Source organism: Bradyrhizobium sp. USDA 4452 (genome assembly GCF_054063575.1).
Map to the genome: position 1 here is coordinate 4,383,960 of NZ_JBSSGK010000001.1, position 25,193 is coordinate 4,409,152.

The following is a 25,193-nucleotide window of genomic DNA, read 5'->3' on the forward strand; positions in this document are numbered from 1 at the left end:
TGTGAAACGACAGGCTACCAATAACAAGAAAGGGAGGACGTCATGAAGGTGCAAGGCAGGTGCTATTGCGGCAACGTGCGCTATGAGGCCGAAGGCGAACCGATGATGGCGGCGCAATGCCTGTGCCGCGAATGCCAGTACATCACCGGTGGCGGACCGAACATGTTCATGGCGATGCCGGCCACCGGCTTCAAATACACCGCCAGCGAGCCCAAGCAGTTCACCCGGAAGGACCTCGAGCGCGCCGTGACGCGCGAATTCTGCCCGGAATGCGGCACCCATCTCGTGACCAAGGTGCCCGGCCTGCCCGCCACGATCCTGAAGGTCGGCACATTCGACGATCCCAGCGTATTCACCCCGCAGATGACGATCTACACCTGCGACAAGCAGACCTTCCACCATCTGCCCGAAGGCAAGCCGTCGTTCGAGAAGCTGCCGGCGCGGTAGTCGTCACACGTCGCATGCGTAGCCCGGATTCAGCAAAGCGCAATCCGGAACGGTATCGCCGCAGGGAAGACCGCCCCGGATTTCGCTGCGCTTCATCCGGGCTACGGTCCTCTTCTCCTTCCCCCTGAAAGGGGGAAGGTCCGGATGGGGGCGCCGCGCGCATCGCTACTCGTGGAGAGACCGGATCCTCACCCGCTTAGCTGTGACGAGCAAAGCTCACGCCGCGTCGCGGGCGTGCTCGACGCGATCGCGGCCGTGGCGCTTGGCGGCATAGAGCGCCTGGTCGGCGGTTCGCATCAGATTGCCGAGGTCGAAGCCGGAGTCCTTCAAGGTGAAGCCGATGCTGATGGTCACCGGCAGAAGGGTCACGCCATCGAGGATGGTGCGGCCTGCGCAGTCGCGGCGGATCTCCTCGGCACCGTGCGCGACCTGCTCGTGGGTCAGGCCGGTCACGACGGCTGCAAATTCCTCGCCGCCGTAGCGGGCGACCAGCGCGCCGTGCCGGTTCGCGAACTGGCGCAGCACGTCGGCGATCTCGACCAGCACCCTGTCGCCGATCTCATGTCCGTAGCGGTCGTTGATCGACTTGAAATGATCGATGTCGCACATCAGGACCGCGACCGCCGCGCCATTCGCCTGCGCCTGGTCGAGTGCGGCGGCGGCCTCGGTGTCGAAGCCACGACGGTTCAACAGGCCGGTCAGCTGGTCGGTCTGCGAGATCTGCGCCAGCTCGCGCCGGGTCTGCGCGAGCTCCAACATCAACAGGCCGGCGCGATAGGACATCGCGCCGCTGAGCGCGATCGAGATGAACACGCCGGCGGTGAGCCCGAACAGCTGCATCTGGCCGACCGTGATCGGCGCGGACAGATCGCGGCCGAACACCAGCATGCCGATGGTGAAGGACATCATCGCAGTCATGCCGGCGGCAATCACCATCACCTTGCAGGTGCGGCGCAGAACGTCGCCGCGGGTCTCGATCCTGATGGTCATGTCCGTCTGCAGATCCTCGCAATACGCGGGATCATTCGGCGTGCTGTGTTGCGAATTGCTGAAGGAACTCGTGACGCGGCGCGCCGGCCTTAATGGCGGGTAAAGCGGATCACTCGAATGCGCGGCAATGACCGGCAAGCTCTGTCAGTCGACCAAGACTTCCTCATTTGGCAGTTCGCTCGGCGCGCCGTCGCGCAGATAGCTTTCGAGGATGTTGGCGAGCGACAGCGGGGTGAGGCGCTCCTCCGCGCTGGCCAGATCAGCGATTGGCCACCAGCGGAAGCAATCCAGCACCCTCGCTTCGGCCACATCGGCCATCACAGGCACAAATCGATCGGCGTGGACGATCCGGTACTCTTCTTTCTGGGAGATCCGCCGGCCGTCCCAATCGAAGGTGTGATGACGCCGCCAGACGGCGGGGCCGTGTTCGAAATCGACTAGGCCCAGTTCCTCGGCCAGCTCCCGCTGCAACGTCGCTTCAGGCGTCTCGTCGCCCTCGATGCCGCCGCCGGGCGCGATCCAGAAGCGATCCCCCTCTGGCCGGCGGATCCGCATCAGCAGGACCTCGCGTTCGCCGGTGATGATGAGCGCCCTGACGGCGCGGCGGTGGATCATGTCTCGGAGCAATTTCGATGCGGTCTTTCTTGGGTGAGCACTGCTATCACGCCGCAGCCCATCCTGGCGCGCCGCCGATGGTTAATCGCGTCTTAACCTCGCCCTATCTATGGTGATTTGATCGGTTTACGGTCGGCTCCCCCCACCCCTCCGACCGCAGTGAAAGTGCTGGCTTTTCAATCATGGCAATGACCGCCTCATCCGGCGTGGCGCAGGGCGCCGCCGATGCCACATCCGCCGGCCAGGCCGAGCGCTCCCCATTCGTGCGAACCACCGAACTTCTGGCGCCGTACCAGCCGGCTAAGCCCTTGATTACACTGTCGGTCGGCGAACCGCAGCATCCGGTGCCCGACTTCGTCGGGCCGGTGCTGGCGAGGCACACCGCAGAGTTCGGCCGCTACCCGATGGCCAAGGGCATCGAACCGTTCCGCCGCGCGGTCGCGACCTGGCTATCGAGCCGGTTCCAATTGCCGCGTCCGGTCGATCCCGAGAACGAGGTGCTGGTGCTCAACGGCAGCCGCGAGGGGCTGTTCTTTGCCGCGATCACAGCCGCGCGTTACGTCGCCCCGCGCAAGGGACGGCCGGCGGTGCTGATGCCGAATCCATTCTACCCGGCCTATGGCGCCGGCGCGCGCGCGGCAGGCTGCGAGCAGATCCAGCTGCCGACCACGCTCGCCAACGGTTTCCTGCCCGACCTCGATGCGATCGACGAGGCGACATGGGCCCGCACCGTCGCCTTCTTCATCGCCTCGCCGGCCAATCCGCAAGGTTCGGTCGCCTCGCGCGCCTATTTCGTGCGGCTGAAGGAGCTCGCCGACCGGTTCGGCTTCATGATCCTGTCCGACGAGTGCTACTCGGAGATCTACACGCGCGAGGCGCCGGGCAGCATGCTGGAATGCGCCGGGCCCGACTTCCGCAATGTCGTGGCGTTCCAGTCGTTGTCTAAGCGCTCGAACCTGCCAGGCATGCGGGTCGGCTTCGCCGCCGGCGACCGGAAGTTTCTCGCCGCCTTCCTCGAGCTGCGCAACGTCGCCGCGCCGCAGGTGCCGGTGCCGCTGCAGCATGTCGCGGTCGCCGCCTATGGCGACGAGGTGCATGTCGAGGAGAATCGCAGGCTCTATCGCATCAAGTTCGATTTCGCCGACCAGATCCTCGGCAACCGCTACGGCTACAAGCGTCCCGCCGGCGGCTTCTGCGTCTGGCTCGACGTCTCCGATCGCGGCGGCGACGAGGAGACGACCGTCAGGCTCTATCGCGACGCCGGCGTTCGGGTGATCCCGGGCAGCTATCTGGCGCGCACGCAGAGCGACGGTTCCAATCCGGGCGCTGGCTATATCCGCCTTGCGCTGGTCTCCGACAGTGAATCGACGGCCGAGGCGATGCATCGCCTGGTCGAAACCCTGGGTTAATCGCGAAGCGCGAAGATTGAGTATGCCAGCGATCGAACGTGTCATCCCCCTGGTCGGCCATCTGCCGCTCTCGCTGCGCGAGGCGCTGGCGCGACGGCTGCGCGAACTCACCGGGCTTGGCCTGATCGCGCTGTCGGGCGCGGTCACCGCAGCGCTGATGACCTGGTCGGTGCAGGATCCCTCGCTCAGTCATGCCACCTCGCGCGCGATCCGCAACGTGCTCGGCTATCCCGGCGCGATCGGCGCCGACCTCCTGATGCAGATCCTCGGCCTCGGCGCCATCATGCTGCTGCTGCCGGTGGCGGTGTGGGGCTGGCGGATGCTGACGCATCGTCCGTTCGACCGCGAGGCGCTGCGGCTCGGCTGCTGGATCCTGTGCACCGTGATCGCGGCGGGCTTCGCCAGCTGCTGGCCGCACAATACGTCATGGCCGCTGCCGACCGGGCTCGGCGGCGTGGTCGGCGACGCGCTGCTGCGCACGCCGGCCGTGGTGTTCGGGCCGCCCGGTTTCCTCTATCGCGTCGTGCTCGGCCTGATCCTGTTCGTCGCGATGGCCGCGACCTTCCTGTTCGCCTGCGGCTGGGGCGCCAAGGAACAGGACGAGGAGCTGACGCCGATATCTGACGACGACGAGCCGTTCGTCGAAGACGACGACAACGACCGCAGCTCGGTCTCGCTCGGCTGGCTGTTCCACGCGCTGATGAGCGCGAAAGCCCGGCTCGGCTGGCTGTTCACGACCGCCTACAAATCGCTGGTGTCGAGCGGAGCGCAGGGCCGCAGCGCTGCGTTCGAGCGCCAGGAGCCCAATATCGGCGGCGGCCGCACGGCGCCCTCGATCGCGCCTGCGCATCAAGATCACGACGAGGACGAAGACGAGGCCGAGGCTTTCGACGAGGAAGAAGAGGACGACGAGGAGGAAGCTCCGGTCGCGCGCGCCCCGCGCAAGAAGGCCGAGCCGAAGCCGAAGAAGAAGAACTCCGACAAGTTCGAGCTGCCGTCGGTCTCCGTGCTCAGTGCGCCGAAGGCGAGCGATCGCCAGCCGCTGAGCAAGGCCGAACTCGAAACCAATTCGCGTGCGCTGGAGGGCGTGCTGCAGGACTTCGGCGTGCGCGGCGAGATCGTCAAGGCCAACCCCGGCCCGGTCGTCACGCTGTACGAACTGGAGCCCGCGCCCGGCATCAAGTCGTCGCGCGTGATCGGATTGTCCGACGACATCGCCCGCTCGATGAGCGCGCTGTCGGCCCGCGTCGCCGTGGTCGCCGGCCGCAATGCGATCGGCATCGAGCTGCCGAACGCGCATCGCGAGAAGGTCTATCTGCGCGAGCTGCTGGTCGCCAAGGAAAGCGTCGATTCGGTTGCGAAGCTGCCGCTGTGCCTCGGCAAGACGATCGGCGGCGATCCCGTCATCATCGACCTCGCGCGCACGCCGCATATGCTGATCGCGGGCACCACCGGCTCCGGCAAATCGGTCGCGATCAACACCATGATCCTGAGCCTGGTCTACCGGCTGCGTCCGGACCAGTGCCGCCTGATCATGGTCGACCCGAAGATGCTCGAACTCTCGGTCTATGACGGCATCCCGCATTTGCTGACGCCCGTCGTCACCGATCCGAAGAAAGCCGTCGTCGCGCTGAAATGGGCCGTGCGCGAGATGGAAGAGCGCTACAAGCGGATGGCCAAGCTCGGCGTGCGCAACATCGACGGCTACAATGCGCGCCTGGTCGAAGCCAAGGCCAAGGGCGAAGAGCTGACGCGCACCGTGCACACCGGCTTCGACAAGGAGAGCGGCAAGGCGATCTACGAGGAGGAGAAGCTCGACCTCGAACCGCTGCCCTATATCGTCATCATCGTCGACGAGATGGCCGACCTGATGATGGTCGCCGGCAAGGACATCGAAGGCGCGGTGCAGCGCCTCGCGCAGATGGCGCGCGCCGCCGGCCTGCATGTGATCCTCGCCACGCAGCGTCCGTCCGTCGACGTCATCACGGGCACGATCAAGGCCAACTTCCCGACCCGCATCGCCTTCCAGGTGACGTCGAAGATCGACAGCCGCACCATCCTCGGCGAGATGGGCGCCGAGCAGCTGCTCGGCCAGGGCGACATGCTCTACATGGCGGGCGGCGGCCGCATCAGCCGCGTGCACGGCCCGTTCGCCTCCGACGAGGAAGTCGAGAAGGTGGTGCGCCACCTGAAGACGCAAGGCGCCCCGGAATACCTCGAAGCCGTCACCGCGGAAGAGCCGACCGACGAGGACGGCGCCGTGTTCGATGCCACCGGCATGGGTGGCGACGGCGGCGGCGATCTGTTCACCCAGGCGGTTGCGATCGTCAAGCGCGACCGCAAGGCGTCGACCTCCTATATCCAGCGCCGGCTGCAGATCGGCTATAACCGCGCCGCCTCGCTGATGGAGCGGATGGAACTCGAGGGCATCGTGGGCCCGGCGAATCACGCCGGAAAGCGCGAAATCCTGGTCGGGGAGGAAGAAGGCCAGTTCTGACCGGGGGCGATCATCACGGAAAAACCATATCTCCCTCGGAAGAGGCGGGATAAAATCCGGCGCAGCGGGACGAGCGTCGAACAGAGACCTGACATATCTGATGGCAAAACATCTCATTGACCGCGGCGCGCGCACTGCGCTGGCTCTTCTCGTCACCGCCGCGATCGCCGGCGGCGCGACTGCGCAAAATGCGCCTGCGCCGAAACCCGCACCCAAGGCAGCGCCGAAGGCCAGGGACGCCGGCGCGCAGAGCAATGCGGACAAGGGCCCGACGACCACGGGCGCCACCCAGGCACCGCCGGACCCGGTGATTCCCGATCCGCGCCGCAACGTGCCGGCCAACATCTTCCAGACCTTCGACGCCAATCAGAAGGCGCAGGCCGCCAAGGTCTCGGCCTATCTGTCGTCGCTGCAGACGCTGGTCGGGAATTTCGTCCAGGTCGGCCCAGACGGCACCAAGACCAAGGGCGATTTCTACATCCAGAAGCCCGGCAAGCTGCGCTTCGAATATGACAATCCGAGCACCATCGAGGTGATCGCCGACGGCTCGTCGGTCGCGGTGCGCGACCGCAGGCTCGCCACCCAGGACATCTATCCGCTGTCGCAGACCCCGCTGCGCTATCTGCTGTCGGACCGCATCGACCTGATGAAGGACACCAACGTCGTCAGCGTCACCGCCGACGACGTGTTCGTCAGCATCACGATCGAGGAGAAGCAGGCGCTAGTCGGCACCAGCCGCTTCCTGCTGATGATCGGCGCCAAGGACGGCAAGCTCAAGCAGTGGACCGTCACCGACCCGCAGGGCTACGACACGACGGTTGCGGTCTACAATCTCGACGCGACGCAGAAGCCGGATCCCGGACTGTTCAAGATCGACTTCACGACCTATCCGGGCTCATCGCCGGGATAACCGTCTTGCGTAGGGACGGGTAGAGCGCTTGCTTGTGGACAAGGCGCCAACCCGCACCGCGAACCGTGCTAAGACGCACCTCTCATGCGGTTCTCCGTCACCACCTGGAACATCAATTCGGTGCGCCTGCGCATCGACATCGTCGCCAAATTCCTGAAGAGCGCGCGGCCGGATGTGCTGTGCCTGCAGGAGACCAAATGCATCGACGATGCGTTTCCGCTGAAGCGCTTCAGGCGGCTCGGCTACGAGCACGTCGCGCTGAACGGGCAGAAGGGCTATCACGGCGTCGCCATCGTCTCGCGCCTGCCGTTCGAGACCACGGACATCCGGACGTTCTGCGACAAGATCGATTCGCGGCACATTTCAGTGTCGTTTGGCGAGAAGGCGCAGCTTTCAAAGCCGCTGGTGCTGCATAATTTCTACGTGCCGGCCGGCGGCGACATTCCCGATCCCGCGCTCAATCCGAAGTTCGAGCACAAGCTGCAATTCCTCGACGAGATGAAGAGTTGCGAGCCGCTGCACCCGCGCGGCGACGACCGCCACATCCTGGTCGGCGACCTCAACGTCGCGCCGCACGAGAACGACGTGTGGTCGCACAAGCAGCTGCTGAAAGTGGTCTCGCACACGCCGGTCGAGACCGAGAAGCTGCTCGCAGCGCAGGCGCATGGCGAATGGTTCGACATCGCGCGCGAGCGGATTCCGATGTCGGAGAAAGTCTACACTTGGTGGAGCTATCGCGCCGCGGACTGGACTGTCGGCGACCGCGGCCGCCGGCTCGATCACATCTGGGTCTCGCGCGCGCTGAAGGATCAGGTCAGCGACTTCAAGATCACCCGCGACGCCCGCAGCTGGGAGCGGCCGTCGGATCACGTGCCGGTCACGGCGGTGATGGAGGTTTAAGCTGTCGTCAGCCTAAGCACCGTCATCCTCAGGGTGACGGGTCAATAGACGGCAGCTACGTACTCAGCTTCCCGCCCGCTATCAGGATGTCGCTAGCCAGCTGGCTGGTGCGTAGCGCGAGTTCGTCGCGCAGACGGCGGGCGGCGGCCGGGTCGCTTTCCAGCACGCGCTGGAACAGGCTGCGCGCGACTCGGATCACCGAGCCGCGCTCCAGCGCGGTCGCCGTTGAGGGCCGCTTCATCGCTACGATCAGTGCGAGCTCGCCGATCAGCGCGCCAGGGCCGGCGATGATCTCGGCGCCGCCTTCCTCGACGCGGAAGGTGCCGCGCTGCACGACGTAGCCGGCGTCCGCCGTGTCACCGGTCTTGAACAGCACCTCGCCTGCGTTGAAGTCACGTTGCTCGGAGCCGATCGCCAGCATGCGCAAGGAGCTGTCGCCCAGCAGACGCATCGTCGGAACCCGCTCGAGCAGGGCTACGTCATCATCGATCGACATTCAGGGCCGGTAACCGCGGTGCGCCTCGATTTCACGAATCGTTGAGCGCGAAGCGTATCACGGCACCAGCTTGTAGCCACCGGCTTCCGTGACCAGGATTTCCGGGTTGGCGGCGTCCTTCTCGATCTTCTGGCGCAGGCGGTAGATGTGGGTTTCCAGCGTGTGGGTGGTGACACCGGAATTGTAGCCCCAGACTTCCTGGAGCAGGGTCTCGCGCGACACCGGCATCTGGCCGGCGCGGTAGAGGAAGCGCAGGATGGCGGTTTCCTTCTCGGTCAGCCGCACCTTGCGGGCATTGGCGCCGGTGAGCATCTTCGAGCCGGGCCGGAACGAGTAGGGGCCGACCGAGAACACCGCGTCCTCGCTGGCCTCGTGTTGGCGCAGCTGCGCGCGAATCCGGGCCAGCAGCACTGCGAAGCGGAAGGGCTTCGCCACGTAGTCGTTGGCGCCGCTTTCCAGTCCGAGGATGGTGTCGGAATCGGTGTCATGGCCGGTCAGCATGATGATCGGGGCCTTGAAGCCGCCCTTGCGCAGGCTGCGGACCACTTCGCGGCCGTCGGTGTCGGGCAGGCCAACGTCCATCAGGACCAGATCGGGAGAATTGGCTTTGGCGGCAGTGGCGCCCTTGGCGCCGGTGTCGACTGCAGAGGCTTCGAATTCCTCGTGCAGGGACAGCTGCTCGACCAGCGTATCGCGCAGATCGGTATCGTCATCCACGATCAAGATCTTGCGGGCATTGGCCATAGGTACAATCCTTCGGGGGCGGGGCGGTCAGAAGCGGGGCGCGCTTTTGGCCGTAGCGTCGGCTAGATACGTGCTCAGGTAGGCCATCGTTACCGATTCACAAGGCAACGCAGTCTACCTCAAATCCGGCGGGGCAGGGCGTGAATGTCCTGTAATGCCGGGAGATAGAATGTTTGGGGCTTCCAAGGCAAGTTCAGTTTTGAACGATTCTTAAAGGAAGATCAGCCATTTCAATCACTTATATGACAGCGAAACGTGATCGCCCGCTCTCTGCCATCGAGGTCCACGGCGCCGCCGGCGACCCGCGCCGGGGCTGGCTGACCGCCGATGGCTGGACCGTTCCGGTGGCGCTCGGACGCGGCGGAATCCTCGCCAACAAGCGCGAAGGCGACGGCGGCACGCCGCGCGGCATCTTCCATCCCAGGCAGCTGTGGTGGCGCGCCGACCGGCACCGTCGCCCCGTGACCTTGCTGCCGGCCCGACCGATCCGTCGCGAGGACGCCTGGTGCGAGGATCCGGCCGACCGGCATTACAACCAGCCGATCCGGCTCGACCGGGAGCAGAGCGGCGACCGCCTGACCCGCGAGGATCATCTTTACGACTTCATTGTGGAGATCGATCACAACGCCACGCCGCGCATCGCCGGCCGCGGCAGCGCCGTGTTCCTGCATCTGGCGCGCCCGAATTTCGCCCCGACCGCGGGCTGTGTCTCGATGACCAAGGCGTCGATGCTGCGGCTGCTGCGGCGGATGTCGCCAAAGACAAAGATCATCATCGGGTAAAGTTCTGGAATGGCTGAGCATCGGTTTTCCCACGCGACAGACACGACGCGCTTGTGCTGAGATCATGCGCAACACAGAAAATTCCCGCAGGGACGAAATCGCATGCTCGACAACAACCAGATCGTCGCCGCCGCCAAGGTCCTGCACGATCACTGGCACGCGGGAACGAAACTCGCCGCGCTCGACGGCGCCATGCGGCCGCGCGACCGTGCCGAGGGTTACGCGGTGCAGGCTCAGCTGGAAAAGACGTCGCGCGAAAAACTGTTCGGCTGGAAGATCGCGGCAACCAGCGCGGCCGGCCAGAAGCATATCAATGTCGCAGGCCCGCTGGCCGGGCGCATCCTCGCCGAGACGTTGATCGCAGATGGCGGCACTGCATCGATGAAGGGCAACGCGATGCGCGTCGGCGAACCGGAATACGCCTTCCGCATGGCGCGTCATCTCGCGCCGCGCGCGACACCATTCAGTGTGCAGGAAGTGCTAGATGCCGTCGGCACGCTGCATCCCGCAATCGAGATCCCGGACTCACGTTTCGCCGATTTCGTCTCCGCCGGCGAGGCGCAACTGATCGCCGACAATGCCTGCGCGCATCTGTTCGTGCTCGGACCTGCAACGTCGGCCAACTGGCGGGCGATCGATCTGGTCGAGGAGCGCCCGACCATCACGCTGCGCGGCGAGCGCTACATTGGTCACGGCAAGAACGTGCTCGGCGATCCCCGTATGGCGCTCGCCTGGTGCGCGAACGAGCTGCGCGCGCTCGGGCTGACGTTACGGGCAGGAGAGGTCGTCACCACCGGCACCTGCCATCCGCCGCTGCCGATCCAGGCGGGCGATGTGTTCGCAGCCGATTTCGGCGCGATCGGGAAAGTGTCGGTGAAGTTCGCGTAAGTCGTGCTCACCGCACAACTGACGTCGTCCGCGTCCCGAAGATCGCCGAGCCGACCCGCACATGGGTCGCGCCCATCTGGATCGCGACCGCGAAATCCGCGCTCATGCCCATCGACAGATTCTTCAGCCCGTTGCGCGCGGCGATCTTGGCGCACAGCGCGAAATGCGGTGCCGGGGCCTGGTCGACCGGCGGGATGCACATCAGTCCTGAAATCTGCAGGCCATAGGTGTCGCGGCATGCTGCGATGAAGGTATCCGCATCCTGCGGCGCGACGCCGGCCTTCTGCGGCTCCTCGCCGGTATTGATCTGGACGAACAGCTCGGGATGCCTGCCCTGATTTTTGATTTCCTTGGCTAACGCTTCGCAAATGCTGACGCGGTCGACTGAATGGATCGCATCGAACAGCGTGACCGCCTCCTTGGCCTTGTTCGACTGCAACGGTCCGATCAGATGCAGCTGCAGTCCGGGGTTCGCCTGGATCAATTCCGGCCACTTGCCCTTGGCCTCCTGCACGCGGTTTTCGCCAAATACGCGCTGGCCGGCGCGAATAATCGGCAAAATTGCGTCGGCTGCGAATGTCTTCGACACCGCGATCAGGGTCACCGACGCGCGATCGCGCCGCGCTTCCTTGCAGGCATGGGCGATCTCCCGCTCCACGGCGGCGAGGCCAGAGGCCGGGTCATGTGGTGAATCAGCCGATAACGGCGCGGTCGGGCTTTGTGTCATGCTTGTGCCGTTCTCTGACAGGCGCGGGGGGTTGGCTCGAATTTTACCAAATTCGGGAAAGGCTTTTTGAAGCCCTTCACTCTACCTTGCGCCCGGGCAAGGGACCAGAATGTCGGGCGTCACTTTCAACCGTAACCGGGTCAGACTCAAGAAGGTTCTGGGCATTCGTGCCCGGCTCGCGTTGCTTGCGGTGATGCTGGTCGCGCCCTTGATGCTCGATCGCGTCCGCACGCTGGAGAATTTCCGCTCGACGCAGATCGCGCAGGCCGCGGCAGGCTATGCCAACCTCACCGCGCATGCCGCCGAAACCCAGCGCGAGGTGGTCTCCTCGGTCGAGACTATGCTGAAATCGGCCGCCTATATCCGCGCCTCCGGCGGCATCGGGCAGAGCTGCGAGGTGCTGCGCGCCAGCCTACCGACGGTGCTGCCGTGGATCCGCAGCATCATGTTCGTCTCAAGGGACGGGCTGGTGCAGTGCTCGACGCTCAACAGCCAGGTCGGACTCAATCTAGGCGACCGCGAATATTTCAAGAAGGCGCAGGACAACCGCGGCTTCGTGTTCAGCGACTATCTGCGCGGCAGGACCAACGGCCGCCCGATGATGATGGCTGCCTATCCGGTGGCCGCGATCAATCCGGAGCTCGACTCCATCGTCGTCGCCGGCATCAACATTGACTGGCTGTCGCAGATCATGGCCAATCTCGGCGGCCAGCCCGGCATGTCGGCCGTGCTGGTCGACTCGACCGGCGTCGTGGTCGCAGCCCCCGCAGATCATGCGAGCCTGATCGGCCGCTCGCTCGACAGCATCCCCCTGATGTCGGCGATCGCGGAGAAGGCACTGAGCTACGACGAGCCGTCAGGCTCGGTGTCGTTCACGGCATCCGATGGCGCGCAGCGCACGCTGAGCTTTGCCCGCATCGCCGGAACGCAGTCCCGCCTCATCGTAAGCATGGATGAGGCCAAGGTAACGGCGGCGATCAGCCGCGAGATCCGCACCGCCTATCTGCAGCTCGGCTTCGTCTGTCTTTTCGTTTTGCTGGGTGCTCTCGTCGGTGCCGAGCGGCTGGTGATCCACCCGATCGAGCTGATGACCAGCATGGCGCGGCGGTTCGGCGAGGGCGACTGGACCGCGCGCGTCGCCAAACACAAGCTGCCCTCGGAATTCGTGCCGCTGGCGCGCGCCTTCAACGCGATGGCGGCGCAGCTCAGCCAGCGCGAGCGCGAGCTCGTCGCCTCCAACGATCGCCTCACGGTGATGGCCTCGATCGATGCTCTGTCCGGCCTTGCCAACCGGCGCGGCTTCCAGAGCCGGCTCGATTTCGAGTGGATGCGGGCGCAGCAATATGAGTGCGAGCTGTCGTTGATGATGATCGATGTCGATCACTTCAAGCTCTACAACGACACCTACGGCCATCCCGAAGGCGACGCCTGCCTGACCCGGATCGGCGAGACGCTGTCGGGCATCGCCGCCGACACCATGGGCTTCGCCGGCCGCTATGGGGGCGAGGAGTTTTGCCTGCTGCTGCCGAATACCGATGCCGCGCATGCGCTGGCGATCGGCGAGACTGTCCGCACTGCGGTGCTCGGCCTCGCCGTGCCGCACGCCCCCTCGAGCCATTGCGTCGTCACCGTCAGCGTCGGCGTCGCCACGACAAAGCCGAACGAGACCCAGCGCCCCGGCGACCTGATCGAAGCCGCCGACGCCGCCCTCTACGCCGCCAAGCGCCGCGGCAGGAATGCCGTGATCGAGCACGGCTTCCTGCAGACGCTGGATGAAGCGGGGATGGCGCTGGCGAGTTGAGCGTTTCGCCGTGCAGGGCGAAGAATTGAGCAATTCTATCCACGAGAAGCACGATTGCGGGGGTCGCTTTTCGGGGTCATGCCATTTGGTGCGGCGAGGCGCTCCCTTAGACGTGGCACCGCGAAGTCGAGAAACGCGCGCAATTTGGCCGGCATGAAGCGATTTGGCGAATACACGAAGTTGACGGGTTGCGGCGGCGGCTGGAAATCCTGCAGAAGCGGAATCAGCTGCCTCGAGCTTATCGAATCGGCGAGGAGATAAGAGAACGCCTCGGTGATTCCGAGGCCTTCGCGTGCAGCATCGCACGCCGACTCGAGATTGCTCGCAATGAAGCGCGACCGAACGGGCACCACATAGTCGGTCCTGTCGCGTTTGAATCTCCATGTGGATGGCGACTGCATCGGCGGATAGCTGATGCAATCGTGCACCTGGAGGTCGTCAGGCGATTTGGGCGTTCCGCGAGCTTCCAAATATTCCGCGCTGGCGCAAACCACGCGGTGGATTTGCCCCACACGGACCGCGATCAGGCTGCTGTCAGCCAGTTCGCCAACGCGAAGCGCAACGTCAATGTGCTCTTCCAAGAGATTGACCGTCCGATCCTCTAGATTGAGATGAACGTCCACTTCGGGGAAGGTCATCAGGAACTCTGACAGAATCGGCTGCAGACATGAGCGCCCGAGCGCGACCAGCGTCGTAACGCTCAGCTCTCCTCGCGGTGTTTTGTACTCGCCGGAAACAGCCCGCTCGGCCTCCGCGACGTCGGCGAGGATTCGCTTTGCTGCGGCAATGTAGGAGACCCCCGCGTCGGTCGGCACGAATGCGCGCGTCGACCGATTGAACAGCTTCGTGCGAAGATGCGCCTCCAGCTCCGACACCTTGCGGCTCACAGTCGCCAGCGGCATTTTCCGGCGACGGGCCGCAGCAGTCAGGCTTCCGGCTTCGGCCACTGCCAGGACGATCGACATTCCTTCGAAGCGATCCATGTTGCTTCCAGTTTTTGGAAGAATGTTTCTCGATATTGCCCGATACCGATCAATTTCGGAAGGGCTTATCCATCACCGCCAAGCAGCGAAGGATTTGCATCATGTCACAGCCAGCTAACGACGACACGATCGACTTCTTCGAGATCGACGGGGATATCACGCTCAGACGCATGGTTCTGTGCAACGCGAACCCGAAGGGGACCGTTCTCCTCCTGCATGGGTTTCCGGAAACGCTGTATGCCTGGAAGGATATCGCCGAGGCTTTGGCTGATGACTACGAGGTCCACGCTTTCGACTGGCCAGGTTACGGCCTGTCAGCGAGGCCAACGGCGGACAGGTTTTCCTATGCGCCAAAGGACTACGCGCGTGTTCTCGATCGATACATCGGTAAGGCGGGCATCGACACATCGAAGCTCGCAATCTACGCAACCGATATCGGAGCGCTGCCGGCGCTTCTGTTGGCCGTGGAAAAACCCGATATCGCAAGGACTATCATCGTGGGCGATTTCGCCCCCTTCAACCGGCCCCAGTTCATGTATGCGAGCCTGCAAGCCCTGAAGGCCGGGCCTGCGATGGACCAGGTCCGCGCCGCCCTGAACAGCAATCGCGACGAGATCCTGGAGAACACCTTCACGCGAGGTTTGCCCAAGGAAGCGCATTTTGAGGTCGCGCGTGAATTCAAGGACGACATGTCCCGGGCATGGACCCATGGAGCGATGACGACCGCGGACGCGTTCTCCCACTATTACTCGCACTTTACGCGAGACCAGGATCACTTCGAATCGCAGCTGGCGCGGCTCAAGACACCCGTGAAAGTGGTTTGGGGCGAGGACGATCTCTACATCAACAAGGCGATGGGAGTGGAGTTCGCCGCAAGGCTGCATGCGGAGCTGACCCTTCTTCCCGGCATTGGCCATTTTCCCCATTTGCAAGACCCAACGCGGGCCATCGATGAGGTTCGTGCCGCCTTCCGATGAGCCGCCAGCGGCTGGGCGTTGAGCTGAAGTTCGACGCGCCGGTCTGCTGTACTCACGGCAAATCGATTGAACCGACAAGGCAACGTTCGCCTATGTTCTCCCAACGAGTTCACCGGTCGCCTGAGTGACATGACAGAGGGGAGATAGCATGAAATTCGTATCTGCCGCCGCATTGGCACTTGTGGGCTGCCTTGTCGGCTTCAATTCCGCAAGCGCACAAGGAGCCGCCATGAAGACAACGCCGACAACCAAGATTCTTGCCATTGGGACCATCAATCCCGGCTTTGAACAATCGCAGGTGTTTGCTGTCCTGCCGGATGAAGTTCGGGAAACTGCCGACCTCTACCTCGATGGCAAGATCGAGCAGTGGTACTCGCTGCAGGGGGAAAAGCGGGGCGTTGCGTTCATCATCAACGCCACCGATCCAGCTGTCGCCCACGACATGCTCGAGAAGCTGCCGTTGGGTAAAGCACATATGATGAGCTTCGAACTGATCCCCATTGGCCCGCTCAACCCGCTTCGCTTCCTGCAGGGCATGCAGCCGAAACCCTGAGATATGCAGGGCCTTGCTCGGACGTGATGCGCGGGTGCCAGGGTGAAAATCGCGCCCCATACTGGGTCACCGATCAAGCCGGGCGACGACACCGGATGGGTTCCGGACGGGCTGCCGTGCGGCGACCCTTTCAGCCCGGCCCTCCCTCCTCCGCACCGACCGCAGGCATGACCATTTGGCGGCCCCCAAGCCGTTGACCCCGCAGGCGCTTTTGTGGCCTAGTCCGCCGTCCCCGGATGGGACCCGAAAATCACCCAAAGCCACCCAGAATCCCTGCGATTTCATGACCGCCGAACGCTACAACGCCCGTGAATCCGAACCCCGTTGGCAAGCCATCTGGGACGAAAAGGCGATCTTCGCCTCCAAGAACGACGATCCGCGGCCGAAATACTACGTGCTCGAGATGTTCCCGTACCCGTCGGGGCGCATCCATATCGGCCATGTCCGCAACTACACGCTCGGCGACGTGCTGGCCCGCTTCATGCGCGCCAAGGGCTTCAACGTGCTGCACCCGATGGGCTGGGACGCGTTCGGCCTGCCGGCGGAGAACGCCGCGATCGAGCGCAAGGTGGCGCCGAAGGCCTGGACCTACGACAACATCGCCGCGATGAAGAAGCAGCTCAAGTCGATCGGGCTGTCGCTCGACTGGAGCCGCGAATTCGCGACCTGCGACCCCAGCTACTACAAGCATCAGCAGAAGATGTTCCTGGACATGCTGCGCGCCGGCCTCGCCGAGCGCGAGAAGCGCAAGCTGAACTGGGATCCGGTCGACATGACCGTGCTCGCCAACGAGCAGGTGATCGACGGCCGCGGCTGGCGCTCGGGCGCCGTTGTTGAACAACGGGAAATGAGCCAATGGGTCTTCAAGATCACGAAGTACTCGCAGGAACTGCTCGACGCGCTGGACGGTCTGGACCGCTGGCCCGACAAGGTGCGGCTGATGCAGCGCAACTGGATCGGCCGCTCCGAGGGCCTGTTGATCCGTTTCGCACTGGATCCGGCGACCACGCCGGCCGGCGAGAGCGAGCTGAAGATCTTCACGACGCGGCCGGACACGCTGTTCGGCGCGAAATTCATGGCGATCTCGGCGGATCATCCGCTGGCGCAGGCGGCCGCCGCGAAGAACCCGAAGCTTGCCGAGTTCATCGCCGACATCAAGAAGATCGGCACCGCGCAGTCGATCATCGACACCGCCGAGAAGCAGGGTTTCGACACCGGCATCAAGGCGGTGCATCCGTTCGATCCGAGCTGGAAGCTGCCGGTCTATGTCGCAAACTTCGTGCTGATGGAATACGGCACCGGCGCCATCTTCGGCTGCCCGGCGCATGACCAGCGCGACCTCGACTTCGTCAACAAATACGGCCTCGGCAATGTGCCGGTGGTCTGCCCCGAGGGCCAGGACCCGAAGACGTTTTTCATCACCGACACCGCCTATGACGGCGACGGCCGCATGATCAATTCGCGCTTCCTCGACGGCATGACGATCGAAGCGGCCAAGGAAGAGGTTGCGAAGCGTCTGGAGAGCGAACTGCGCGGCAACGCGCCCGTCGCCGAGCGGCAGGTCAATTTCCGCCTGCGCGACTGGGGCATTTCACGCCAGCGCTATTGGGGTTGCCCGATCCCGGTGATCCACTGCCCGAAGTGCGACGTGGTGCCGGTGCCCGACGACCAGCTGCCGGTAACGCTGCCGGAGGATGTCAGCTTCGACAGGCCGGGCAACGCGCTCGACCATCATCCGACCTGGAAACACGTCAACTGTCCGCAGTGCGGCGGCAAGGCGGTGCGCGAGACCGACACGATGGACACCTTCGTGGACTCGTCGTGGTACTTCGCGCGCTTCACTGATCCGTGGAACGCGACCGCGCCGACCACGCCCGCGGTCGCCAACCGGATGATGCCGGTCGACCAGTATATCGGCGGCGTCGAGCACGCGATCCTGCATCTGCTCTACAGCCGCTTCTTCACCCGCGCGATGAAGGCCACCGGCCACATCGACATGAGTGAGCCGTTCGCCGGCATGTTCACCCAGGGCATGGTGGTGCACGAGACCTACCAGAAGGCCGACGGCGGCTGGGTCACGCCGGCCGAGGTGAAGATCGAGGTCGGCGGCAACGGCCGCCGCGCGGTGCTGCTGGCGACCGGCGAGGACATCGCGATCGGCCCGATCGAGAAGATGTCGAAGTCGAAGAAGAACACCGTCGACCCCGACGACATCATCGCGAGCTACGGCGCCGACGTCGCGCGCTGGTTCATGCTGTCGGATTCGCCGCCGGACCGCGACGTGATCTGGAGCGACGAGCGCGTGCAGGGCGCCGCGCGCTTCGTGCAGCGGCTGTGGCGGCTGGTGAACGAATCGGCCGAGATCGCCAAATCGGCGCCGGCGGCCCGGCCGGGCACGTTCGGGCCCGAGGCGCTGGCGCTGCGCAAGGCCGCCCATGGCGCGCTCGACAAGGTGTCGTCCGGGATCGAGCGGCTGCATTTCAACGTCTGCCTCGCCCATATCCGCGAGTTCGCCAACGCGCTGGCCGAGGTGCTGGCCCAAGAAGCTGGATCGGGCGACAAGCCGGCGCCGGATCTCGCCTGGGCGGTTAAGGAGGCCGCGACCATCCTGGTCCAGCTGTTCTCGCCGATGATGCCGCATCTGGCCGAGGAGTGCTGGGTGGTGCTGGGCCAATCCGGGCTGGTTTCCGAGGCCGATTGGCCGCAAATCGAACGCGATTTGCTGGTCGAAGACAGCGTGACCCTGGTCGTCCAGGTCAACGGTAAAAAACGAGGTGATGTTACCGTGCCACGGGCGGCGCAAAATGCGGATATAGAGGCTGCCGTTTTGGCGCTCGATGCGGTAAAAGCCGCACTGGGCGGCAAACCCGTCCGCAAGGTGATCGTGGTGCCCATGAGGATCGTCAATGTTGTCGGCTAGGATCAGGATCGCCGCCCGGCTCGTGGCCGTGGCAGCCTTGGCCGCGCTGACGGCCGGTTGCTTCCAGCCGATGTATGCCGAGCGCACCCTCGATGGTCAGTCGTCCGCCTTGCGCGAAAAGCTGATGAGCGTCGAGGTTCCGCCGGTCGACAAGCCGAACGCCTCCCGCGAGGCCCGGGTCGGCGTCGAGGTCCGCAACGCCCTCGCCTTCAAGCTCTACGGCACCGCCACCGGCGCACCGCCGACGCACCGCCTGGTGCTCCGTTTCACCACCAGCCGCTCCTCGCTGATGATCGACCAGAACACGGCGTTGCCGACCAGCGAAAACTACGGCGTCGATGCCAACTTCAACTTGATCGAGATCGCGTCGAACAAGTCGGTCATGACCGGCAGCACGTTCTCGCGCGTGTCCTATGACATGCCGGGCTCCTACCAGCGCTTCGCCCGGGCCCGCGCCCTCCGCGACGCCGAGGACCGCGCCGCGCAGGAGATCGCCGACAACATCCAGACCCGCCTCGCCTCGTTCTTCTCCTCCGGAACCTAAGCCACCGATGTCATTTCAGGGCGTACGGGGCACGAACCCGGAATCTCGATCCATCATCTCCAGATTCCGGGTTCGCCTCTGACGAGGCGCCCGGAATGACAGTTAGGCTAGATGGTCGCACTTCGCGGAAAAGAGATCGACAGTTTCCTCGCCCGGCCTGACGCCGGTCGCCCGATCATCCTGCTTTACGGTCCGGACCTCGGCCTGGTGCGCGAGCGCGCCGACGCGCTGATGGCCTCGGCCGTCGACGATCCCAATGATCCATTCTCGCTGGTCCGGCTCGACGGCGACGAACTCGCCGCCGAACCGTCGCGGCTGGTCGACGAGGCCATGACGGTGCCGCTGTTCGGCGGCCGCCGCGCCATCCGGGTCCGCGCCGGCTCGCGCAATTTCGCAAGCGGCGTCGAGACGCTGACCGAGACCACCGCGCTCAGGGATTGCCGCATCGTGATCGAGGCCGGCGAGCTCAGGCCGGAATCGCCGCTGCGCAAGATCTGCGAGCGCGCCAAGAATGCGGTCGCGATCGGCTGCTATCCCGACACCGAACGCGATCTCACCAAGCTGATCGAGGACGAGCTGCGCGTCTCCAACCTGCGGCTTGCGAGCGATGCACGCGCGGTGCTGATGTCGCTGCTCGGCGGCGACCGCATGGCCTCCCGCAACGAGCTGCGCAAGCTCGCGCTGTTCGCGCACGGCAAGGGCGAGATCACGCTCGACGACGTCATGACCGTGGTCTCCGACGCCTCCGAGCTGAAGCTCGATCCGATCGTCGACGGCGCCTTCGCCGGCAACGCCGCGCTGGTGGAAAGCGAGTTCACCAAGGCGATGGTCGCCGGCACCTATCCCGGCGTGATCATCTCGGCCGCGCAGCGCCAGGCGGCGTGGCTGCATAAATCGGCGCTCGCGATCGCGGACGGCACGCCGGCGTCGACCGTGCTCGAGGGCGGATTTCCGCGGCTGCACTTCTCGCGCAAGCCGGCGGTCGAGATCGCGCTGCGCAATTTCACACCGCCGCGGCTGGTCAACGTGATCGATCAGCTCGCCACCGCAGCGCTCGACATGCGCAAGCAGGCCTCGCTCGCCGCCGTCATCGCGCAGCGCGCGCTGCTGTCGATCGCCGCGAATGCGAAGCGGCGGGCGTGACGCACGATACCGGGAAGGTGTCATTGCGAGCGAAGCAAAGCAATGACGTGGATGCGTGTCGGACGAACTAGACTAGCCGCCTTCCAGCCGCCGCACCACCTCGTCGAGCTGCTCGAGGTTGCGGTAGCTGATCTGGACGGTGCCGCCGGGATCGCGATGGCTCACCGTGACGGCAAGGCCGAGCGCATCGCTGACGCGCTTCTCCAGCGCCAGCGTATCGGCGTCCTTGTCGACCTTGGCCGCGGCGCTGCTCCGCGGCTTCTGCGGCTTGCGTTCCGGCACGCCCTCCTCATGCGCCAGCGCTTCGGCCTGGCGGACGTTGAGGCCCTCGGCGACGATGCGCTTCGCGGCGGTGAGCGGATCCGGCACGCCGATCAGCGCGCGGGCGTGGCCGGCGGAGAGGTCGCCCTTCGAGATCAGCGCCTGCACCTCGGCCGGCAGCTTGGTCAGCCGCATCATGTTGGCGACATGGCTGCGGCTCTTGCCGACGATCTTGGCGATGTCTTCCTGGCTGCGTTTGAACTCGTCGGCGAGCGCGTGGTAGCCCAGCGCCTCCTCCATCGCGTTGAGGTCTTCGCGCTGGACGTTCTCGATGATCATGATCTCGAGCGCGTCGGCATCATTGACCTCGACCGGCACGATCGGCACTTCGTGCAGGCCGGCGAGCTGCGAGGCGCGCCAGCGGCGTTCGCCGGCGATGATCTCGAAGCGGTCCTGCACGCCTTTGATGGCGCGCACCACGATCGGCTGGATCACGCCGCGCGCCTTGATCGAATCGGCGAGCTCGCCGAGCTCGGCGTCGGCGAAGCTGCGCCGCGGATTGCGCGGGTTGGCCTTGAGAAATTCGATCGGCACCTTGCGCTGCGTGCGCGGCCGCTCGACATGCGCGGCCGCCTCGCCGCCGACATCTCCGATCAGGCTTGCCAGCCCGCGCCCCAGTCGCGAACGCGCTTCATCGGCCATTGTTGCGAGCTCCCTTGGATTCACACGCAATACTCCAGACTTGAATTTCAGAATCGTCGAATGGGCCGCGTGCAGCAAAGCCCATCGCGGCACACACCGAGAGTGATGGGTTTCGCTGCGCTCTGCCCATCTTGGGCATCGTCAATGCGTGCGCAGCTCGCGCTCGCGCTGGATCACTTCAGTGGCGAGCTTGAGATACGCATCGCTGCCGGCGCATTTGAGGTCGTAGACCAGCACCGGCTTGCCGTAGGACGGCGCCTCCGAGATGCGCACATTGCGCGGGATCATGGTGTCGTAGACCTTGTCGCCCATGAACTGGCGGACGTCGGCGACCACCTGGTTGGAGAGGTTGTTGCGCGAGTCGAACATGGTCAGCACGATGCCGTGGATCGATAGGTTCGGATTGAGCGTCGAGCGCACCTGCTCCACGGTCTGCAGCAATTGCGACAGACCTTCGAGCGCGAAGAACTCGCATTGCAGCGGCACCAGGATCGCGTCCGACGCCGCCATCGCATTCACCGTGAGCAGATTGAGCGAGGGCGGGCAGTCGATCAGCACGTAGGTGTAGTCGGCTTCCGGCGATACGTTGTTGTTCAATCCTGCGATCGCATCGCGCAGCCGGAACGCGCGGCCCGGCGTGGTGCCGAGCTCCAGCTCGAGGCCGGAAAGATCCATGGTGGAGGCCGCGATGTGGAGCCGCGGCACCGCGGTCGCGACCACCGCGTCGCGCAGCGGCGCTTCGCCGATCAGCACGTCGTAGGTCGAGCAGCTGCGGTTGCGGCGATCGATGCCGAGACCGGTCGAGGCGTTGCCCTGCGGATCGAGGTCGACGATCAGGACGCGCTCGCCAATCGCAGCGAGTGCGGTGCCAAGATTGATCGCTGTGGTGGTCTTGCCGACGCCGCCCTTCTGGTTGGCGAGCGACAGGATGCGCGGATGGCCCGGCGCCTGGAGCGCCTTATCCCCTTGATAAACCTCGTCCATCACCGTCATACCAAAATACCATTTACTTTTGCGGAGTCCCCTGGCGCCGCTCGATTGACCCGAGTTCGACGATCCAGCCCTGTCCGCCGGTCCGGCTGGAGTGTAGCTTTGGCTCAATATTCCAATATTTAGTGGCCTCGGTCAATTCGGCCTCTACATCTTGACCCTTCAAAAACAGCGCCTTGGCGCCCTTTTTGACCCACGGCTCCGCAAAGCCGATGAGTTGATGTAACGGAGCCAGCGCCCGCGCGGTGACGCAATCGATCGGGCCCGCGATTCTATCCACAGTATCCCCGATATCAGCCAGATGCACCGTCCCTGGCGAGGCCGTTACTCGAATTGCTTCGCGCAAGAACGCAGCCTTCTTGGCGATTCGCTCGACCAGATGGATCCGCGCGCCTTGTGTCTCGGCCAACGCGCACGCCAGCACGACACCAGGAAAGCCGCCGCCGCTGCCGAGATCGACCCAGGATTTTGCCGAGGGTGCGAGGCTCAGAAGCTGCAACGAATCGGAGACATGCCGCGTCCAGAGGTTCGGTAGCGTGGAGGGCGCGACGAGATTGGTCTTGGCCTGCCACTCGAGCAGGAGCGCGATGTAGCGATCGAGCCGCGCTTCCGTTTCACGTGAAACAGGCGTCAGCGTGAGCGCCTCGGCCCTATCCTTGGCGGAGACGCTGAGTCCGGCGGATTGCGCGGCTGGAGCCATCGGGGAACAGGGCCGTTTGTCTGACGTAGTGAGAACCGGTGGCGAGGCCGACGCGCGGCGCGTGGGTCGATTCGCCTTCGCAAAAGATAGGCGCTCCCCCGTCGCGTTTCACGTGAAACGTCAGGCCGACGCCTTGGCTGACTTCCGCCGCGCCTCACGCCGCAGATACGCCGCAAGGATACCCAGCGCCGCTGGCGTCATACCGTCGATCCGACCCGCCTGCCCGACCGTCCGCGGCTGCGCCTTCTGCAGCTTGGCGCGGGCTTCGTTCGAAAGCCCGGGCACGTCGGCATAGTCGACATCGGTCAGGACCAGGCCCTCGTCGCGCCGGAAGGCGTCGACGTCGGCGGTCTGGCGCTTCAGATAGACGTCGTATTTGGCATCGATCTCAAGGTGCACGGCGATCGCAGGGTCAATGGCCGACAGTTCCGGCCAGATCGCCTGCACTGCCGGCCACTCGATCTCCGGATAGGCCAGCAGCTCGAATGCAGATCGACGATGACCGTCGCGATTGAGCGCCAGCCCGTGCTTGACGGCTTCGTTTGGCGTAATCGCAAGCGACTTCGCCAAGGTTTTGGCCGCGTCCAGCGCCGCCATCTTGGTCCGGTGACGTTCCGCGCGGGCTGAACCGATGCAACCGAGCGCGATACCCTTGTCGGTCAGGCGCTGGTCGGCATTGTCGGCCCGCAGCGTCAGCCGGTATTCGGCGCGCGAGGTGAACATCCGATAGGGCTCGGTGATCCCGCGGGTTACGAGGTCGTCGATCATCACCCCGAGATAGCCATCGGCACGATCGAACAGGATCGGATCGGCACCACTGGCGGCCAGCGCGGCATTGAGCCCGGCAACGATGCCCTGCCCCGCCGCCTCTTCGTAGCCTGTGGTGCCATTGATCTGGCCGGCCAGGAAAAGCCCGCGCAGGCGCTTGGTCTGCAAGGTCGGATCGAGCTCGCGGGGATCGACGTGGTCGTATTCGATCGCGTAGCCCGGACGAACCATCTTGACCCGCTCGAGGCCGGGGATGCTGGCGAGGATCGCGAGCTGAACCTCTTCGGGAAGCGAGGTCGAGATGCCGTTGGGATAGACCGTGCTGTCGTCGAGCCCTTCCGGCTCCAGGAAGATCTGATGGCCGTCACGATCGCCAAAACGGACGATCTTGTCCTCGATCGAGGGGCAATAACGCGGTCCGGAGCTCTTGATCTGGCCGGAATACATCGGCGAGCGATGGACGTTGGCCCGGATCACCTCATGGGTCGCCGGTGTGGTCCGGGTGATCCCGCACTGGATCTGCGGGGTCGTAATCCTGTCCGTCATGACCGAAAACGGCTCCGGTGGATCGTCTCCCGGCTGCATTTCGACCGCGGACCAGTCGATCGTCGTGCCGTCGAGTCGTGGCGGCGTTCCGGTCTTGAGCCGACCGAGCACAAAACCCGCTCGTTCGAACGAGGCTGACAGGCCCATGGCCGGCGCCTCGCCGACCCGGCCTGCCGGCCAGTTCTTCTCACCAAGATGGATCAGACCGCGCAGGAAGGTGCCGGTCGTGACGACGACCGCGCCGGATGACAGCTGGCGGCCATCGCCCAGGCGAATGCCGGTCACGCGGCCATTGACGACAATCAGCTCATCCGCCTCGCCCTCAATGACGCTGAGGTTCGCGGTTTCGGTGATCGCTGCCTGCATCGCCGCCGCATAGAGCTTGCGGTCGGCCTGGGCCCGAGGTCCACGGACCGCCGGACCCTTCCGGCGATTGAGCATGCGGAACTGGATGCCGCCGGCGTCGGCGACCCGGCCCATCAGTCCGTCCAGTGCGTCAACCTCACGGACCAGATGACCCTTGCCGAGGCCCCCGATCGCGGGATTGCAGGACATCGCGCCGATGGTCGCGAAACGATGGGTCACCAGGGCTGTCTTCGCGCCCATCCGGGCAGCCGCACTCGCGGCCTCGCAGCCGGCATGGCCGCCGCCGATGACGATGACGTCAAATGAGTCTGCCCTGATAGTCATGGCGGGACTTCTATCGCGGAGTGATGAAAGCCGGAAGAACGAAGTTAGGCCGTCGGTCTGAGAACCGATTTAACAGTCGAGATATGGATTGCGTTGCTTCGCCCGCAATAACGGGGCGGGGTTGTTTCACGTGAAACAGCCCGGTCGGGCGCAGCAATTGTTTCACGTGAAACGGCAGGCGGCTTCCTTAACCAAATCGAAACCATGTTT

Annotated in this window: 23 protein-coding genes; 13 read left to right on the forward strand and 10 right to left on the reverse strand. The window is 64.7% G+C overall.

Features of this window, described 5'->3' with window-relative positions; translation table 11 throughout:
- The first annotated feature begins 42 nt into the window (after window positions 1-42).
- The gene (locus tag ACVISU_RS21050; protein WP_456708189.1) at window positions 43-447 is read left to right on the forward strand and encodes a GFA family protein; all 405 of its coding nucleotides are present in this window, start codon (window positions 43-45) and stop codon (window positions 445-447) included.
- Window positions 448-663: 216 nt separating this feature from the next.
- On the opposite strand, the gene ACVISU_RS21055 is transcribed toward ACVISU_RS21050, so the two are convergent.
- Complete coding sequence (locus tag ACVISU_RS21055) at window positions 664-1,437, reverse strand: GGDEF domain-containing protein (RefSeq protein WP_050401312.1); 774 nt, start codon at window positions 1,435-1,437, stop codon at window positions 664-666.
- A 144-nt stretch (window positions 1,438-1,581) separates the two neighbouring features.
- On the reverse strand, window positions 1,582-2,052 hold the full coding sequence (locus ACVISU_RS21060) for an NUDIX hydrolase (RefSeq protein WP_456708190.1): 471 nt from the start codon (window positions 2,050-2,052) through the stop codon (window positions 1,582-1,584).
- A gap of 182 nt (window positions 2,053-2,234) precedes the next feature.
- Here ACVISU_RS21060 and ACVISU_RS21065 point away from each other — a divergent pair, with 182 nt between their 5' ends.
- The 4 genes from ACVISU_RS21065 to ACVISU_RS21080 all read left to right on the forward strand — a co-directional run bounded on the left by ACVISU_RS21065 (window position 2,235) and on the right by ACVISU_RS21080 (window position 7,768).
- Window positions 2,235-3,461, forward strand: a complete 1,227-nt coding sequence (locus ACVISU_RS21065) for an aminotransferase class I/II-fold pyridoxal phosphate-dependent enzyme (RefSeq protein WP_456708191.1) — start codon at window positions 2,235-2,237, stop codon at window positions 3,459-3,461.
- A 16-nt stretch (window positions 3,462-3,477) separates the two neighbouring features.
- A complete protein-coding gene (locus tag ACVISU_RS21070; protein WP_063695698.1) occupies window positions 3,478-5,958 on the forward strand; it encodes a DNA translocase FtsK in 2,481 nt (826 codons plus the stop codon).
- Between the two features lie 100 nt (window positions 5,959-6,058).
- On the forward strand, window positions 6,059-6,868 hold the full coding sequence (locus ACVISU_RS21075) for an outer membrane lipoprotein carrier protein LolA (protein WP_050401308.1): 810 nt from the start codon (window positions 6,059-6,061) through the stop codon (window positions 6,866-6,868).
- Window positions 6,869-6,952: 84 nt separating this feature from the next.
- The gene (locus tag ACVISU_RS21080; protein WP_456708192.1) at window positions 6,953-7,768 is read left to right on the forward strand and encodes an exodeoxyribonuclease III; all 816 of its coding nucleotides are present in this window, start codon (window positions 6,953-6,955) and stop codon (window positions 7,766-7,768) included.
- 55 nt (window positions 7,769-7,823) lie between these two features.
- Here the strand turns inward: ACVISU_RS21080 and ACVISU_RS21085 are convergent, their stop codons facing one another.
- Together ACVISU_RS21085 and ACVISU_RS21090 are read right to left on the reverse strand one after the other, a co-directional pair.
- On the reverse strand, window positions 7,824-8,264 hold the full coding sequence (locus ACVISU_RS21085; protein ID WP_050401306.1) for a Crp/Fnr family transcriptional regulator: 441 nt from the start codon (window positions 8,262-8,264) through the stop codon (window positions 7,824-7,826).
- A 57-nt stretch (window positions 8,265-8,321) separates the two neighbouring features.
- A complete protein-coding gene (locus ACVISU_RS21090; protein WP_016841446.1) occupies window positions 8,322-9,008 on the reverse strand; it encodes a response regulator transcription factor in 687 nt (228 codons plus the stop codon).
- 242 nt (window positions 9,009-9,250) lie between these two features.
- Between ACVISU_RS21090 and ACVISU_RS21095 the strand changes: the two genes are divergently transcribed.
- Entirely contained in the window at window positions 9,251-9,790 is a 540-nt protein-coding gene (locus ACVISU_RS21095) for a L,D-transpeptidase family protein (protein WP_050401305.1), read from the forward strand.
- A gap of 102 nt (window positions 9,791-9,892) precedes the next feature.
- Window positions 9,893-10,678, forward strand: a complete 786-nt coding sequence (locus ACVISU_RS21100; protein ID WP_456708193.1) for a 2-keto-4-pentenoate hydratase — start codon at window positions 9,893-9,895, stop codon at window positions 10,676-10,678.
- Window positions 10,679-10,685: 7 nt separating this feature from the next.
- Here the strand turns inward: ACVISU_RS21100 and ACVISU_RS21105 are convergent, their stop codons facing one another.
- Window positions 10,686-11,405: a YggS family pyridoxal phosphate-dependent enzyme gene (locus tag ACVISU_RS21105; protein WP_050401303.1), complete on the reverse strand. Its 720-nt coding sequence runs from the start codon at window positions 11,403-11,405 to the stop codon at window positions 10,686-10,688.
- A gap of 109 nt (window positions 11,406-11,514) precedes the next feature.
- On the opposite strand from ACVISU_RS21105, the gene ACVISU_RS21110 reads away from it, so the two are divergent.
- Entirely contained in the window at window positions 11,515-13,206 is a 1,692-nt protein-coding gene (locus tag ACVISU_RS21110; protein WP_456708194.1) for a sensor domain-containing diguanylate cyclase, read from the forward strand.
- Between the two features lie 35 nt (window positions 13,207-13,241).
- Here the strand turns inward: ACVISU_RS21110 and ACVISU_RS21115 are convergent, their stop codons facing one another.
- The gene (locus tag ACVISU_RS21115; protein ID WP_456708195.1) at window positions 13,242-14,189 is read right to left on the reverse strand and encodes a LysR family transcriptional regulator; all 948 of its coding nucleotides are present in this window, start codon (window positions 14,187-14,189) and stop codon (window positions 13,242-13,244) included.
- A gap of 101 nt (window positions 14,190-14,290) precedes the next feature.
- Here ACVISU_RS21115 and ACVISU_RS21120 point away from each other — a divergent pair, with 101 nt between their 5' ends.
- The 5 genes from ACVISU_RS21120 (at window position 14,291) to holA (ending at window position 20,326) form a co-directional block, all read left to right on the forward strand.
- Window positions 14,291-15,166 carry an alpha/beta fold hydrolase gene (locus tag ACVISU_RS21120; RefSeq protein ID WP_456708196.1) on the forward strand — a complete coding sequence of 292 codons (876 nt, stop codon included), beginning with the start codon at window positions 14,291-14,293 and terminating at the stop codon, window positions 15,164-15,166.
- A gap of 148 nt (window positions 15,167-15,314) precedes the next feature.
- Window positions 15,315-15,719, forward strand: coding sequence for a hypothetical protein (locus ACVISU_RS21125; RefSeq protein WP_050401300.1), 405 nt, complete (start codon window positions 15,315-15,317; stop codon window positions 15,717-15,719).
- A 283-nt stretch (window positions 15,720-16,002) separates the two neighbouring features.
- The gene (gene leuS / locus ACVISU_RS21130) at window positions 16,003-18,639 is read left to right on the forward strand and encodes a leucine--tRNA ligase (RefSeq protein ID WP_456708197.1); all 2,637 of its coding nucleotides are present in this window, start codon (window positions 16,003-16,005) and stop codon (window positions 18,637-18,639) included.
- Window positions 18,626-19,183: an LPS assembly lipoprotein LptE gene (gene lptE / locus ACVISU_RS21135; protein ID WP_050401298.1), complete on the forward strand. Its 558-nt coding sequence runs from the start codon at window positions 18,626-18,628 to the stop codon at window positions 19,181-19,183. Before leuS ends, lptE begins: the two co-directional genes overlap by 14 nt.
- Before the next feature lie 111 nt (window positions 19,184-19,294).
- The gene (gene holA / locus ACVISU_RS21140) at window positions 19,295-20,326 is read left to right on the forward strand and encodes a DNA polymerase III subunit delta (RefSeq protein WP_050401297.1); all 1,032 of its coding nucleotides are present in this window, start codon (window positions 19,295-19,297) and stop codon (window positions 20,324-20,326) included.
- Between the two features lie 72 nt (window positions 20,327-20,398).
- On the opposite strand, the gene ACVISU_RS21145 is transcribed toward holA, so the two are convergent.
- From ACVISU_RS21145 to mnmG, 4 genes are all read right to left on the reverse strand, one after another.
- On the reverse strand, window positions 20,399-21,289 hold the full coding sequence (locus ACVISU_RS21145; RefSeq protein WP_456708198.1) for a ParB/RepB/Spo0J family partition protein: 891 nt from the start codon (window positions 21,287-21,289) through the stop codon (window positions 20,399-20,401).
- A gap of 141 nt (window positions 21,290-21,430) precedes the next feature.
- Window positions 21,431-22,282, reverse strand: a complete 852-nt coding sequence (locus ACVISU_RS21150; RefSeq protein WP_050401295.1) for a ParA family protein — start codon at window positions 22,280-22,282, stop codon at window positions 21,431-21,433.
- Window positions 22,283-22,295: 13 nt separating this feature from the next.
- The gene (rsmG, locus tag ACVISU_RS21155; protein ID WP_456708199.1) at window positions 22,296-22,979 is read right to left on the reverse strand and encodes a 16S rRNA (guanine(527)-N(7))-methyltransferase RsmG; all 684 of its coding nucleotides are present in this window, start codon (window positions 22,977-22,979) and stop codon (window positions 22,296-22,298) included.
- A gap of 120 nt (window positions 22,980-23,099) precedes the next feature.
- Window positions 23,100-24,983 carry a tRNA uridine-5-carboxymethylaminomethyl(34) synthesis enzyme MnmG gene (gene mnmG / locus ACVISU_RS21160; RefSeq protein WP_456708200.1) on the reverse strand — a complete coding sequence of 628 codons (1,884 nt, stop codon included), beginning with the start codon at window positions 24,981-24,983 and terminating at the stop codon, window positions 23,100-23,102.
- Between the last annotated feature and the right edge of the window lie 210 nt (window positions 24,984-25,193).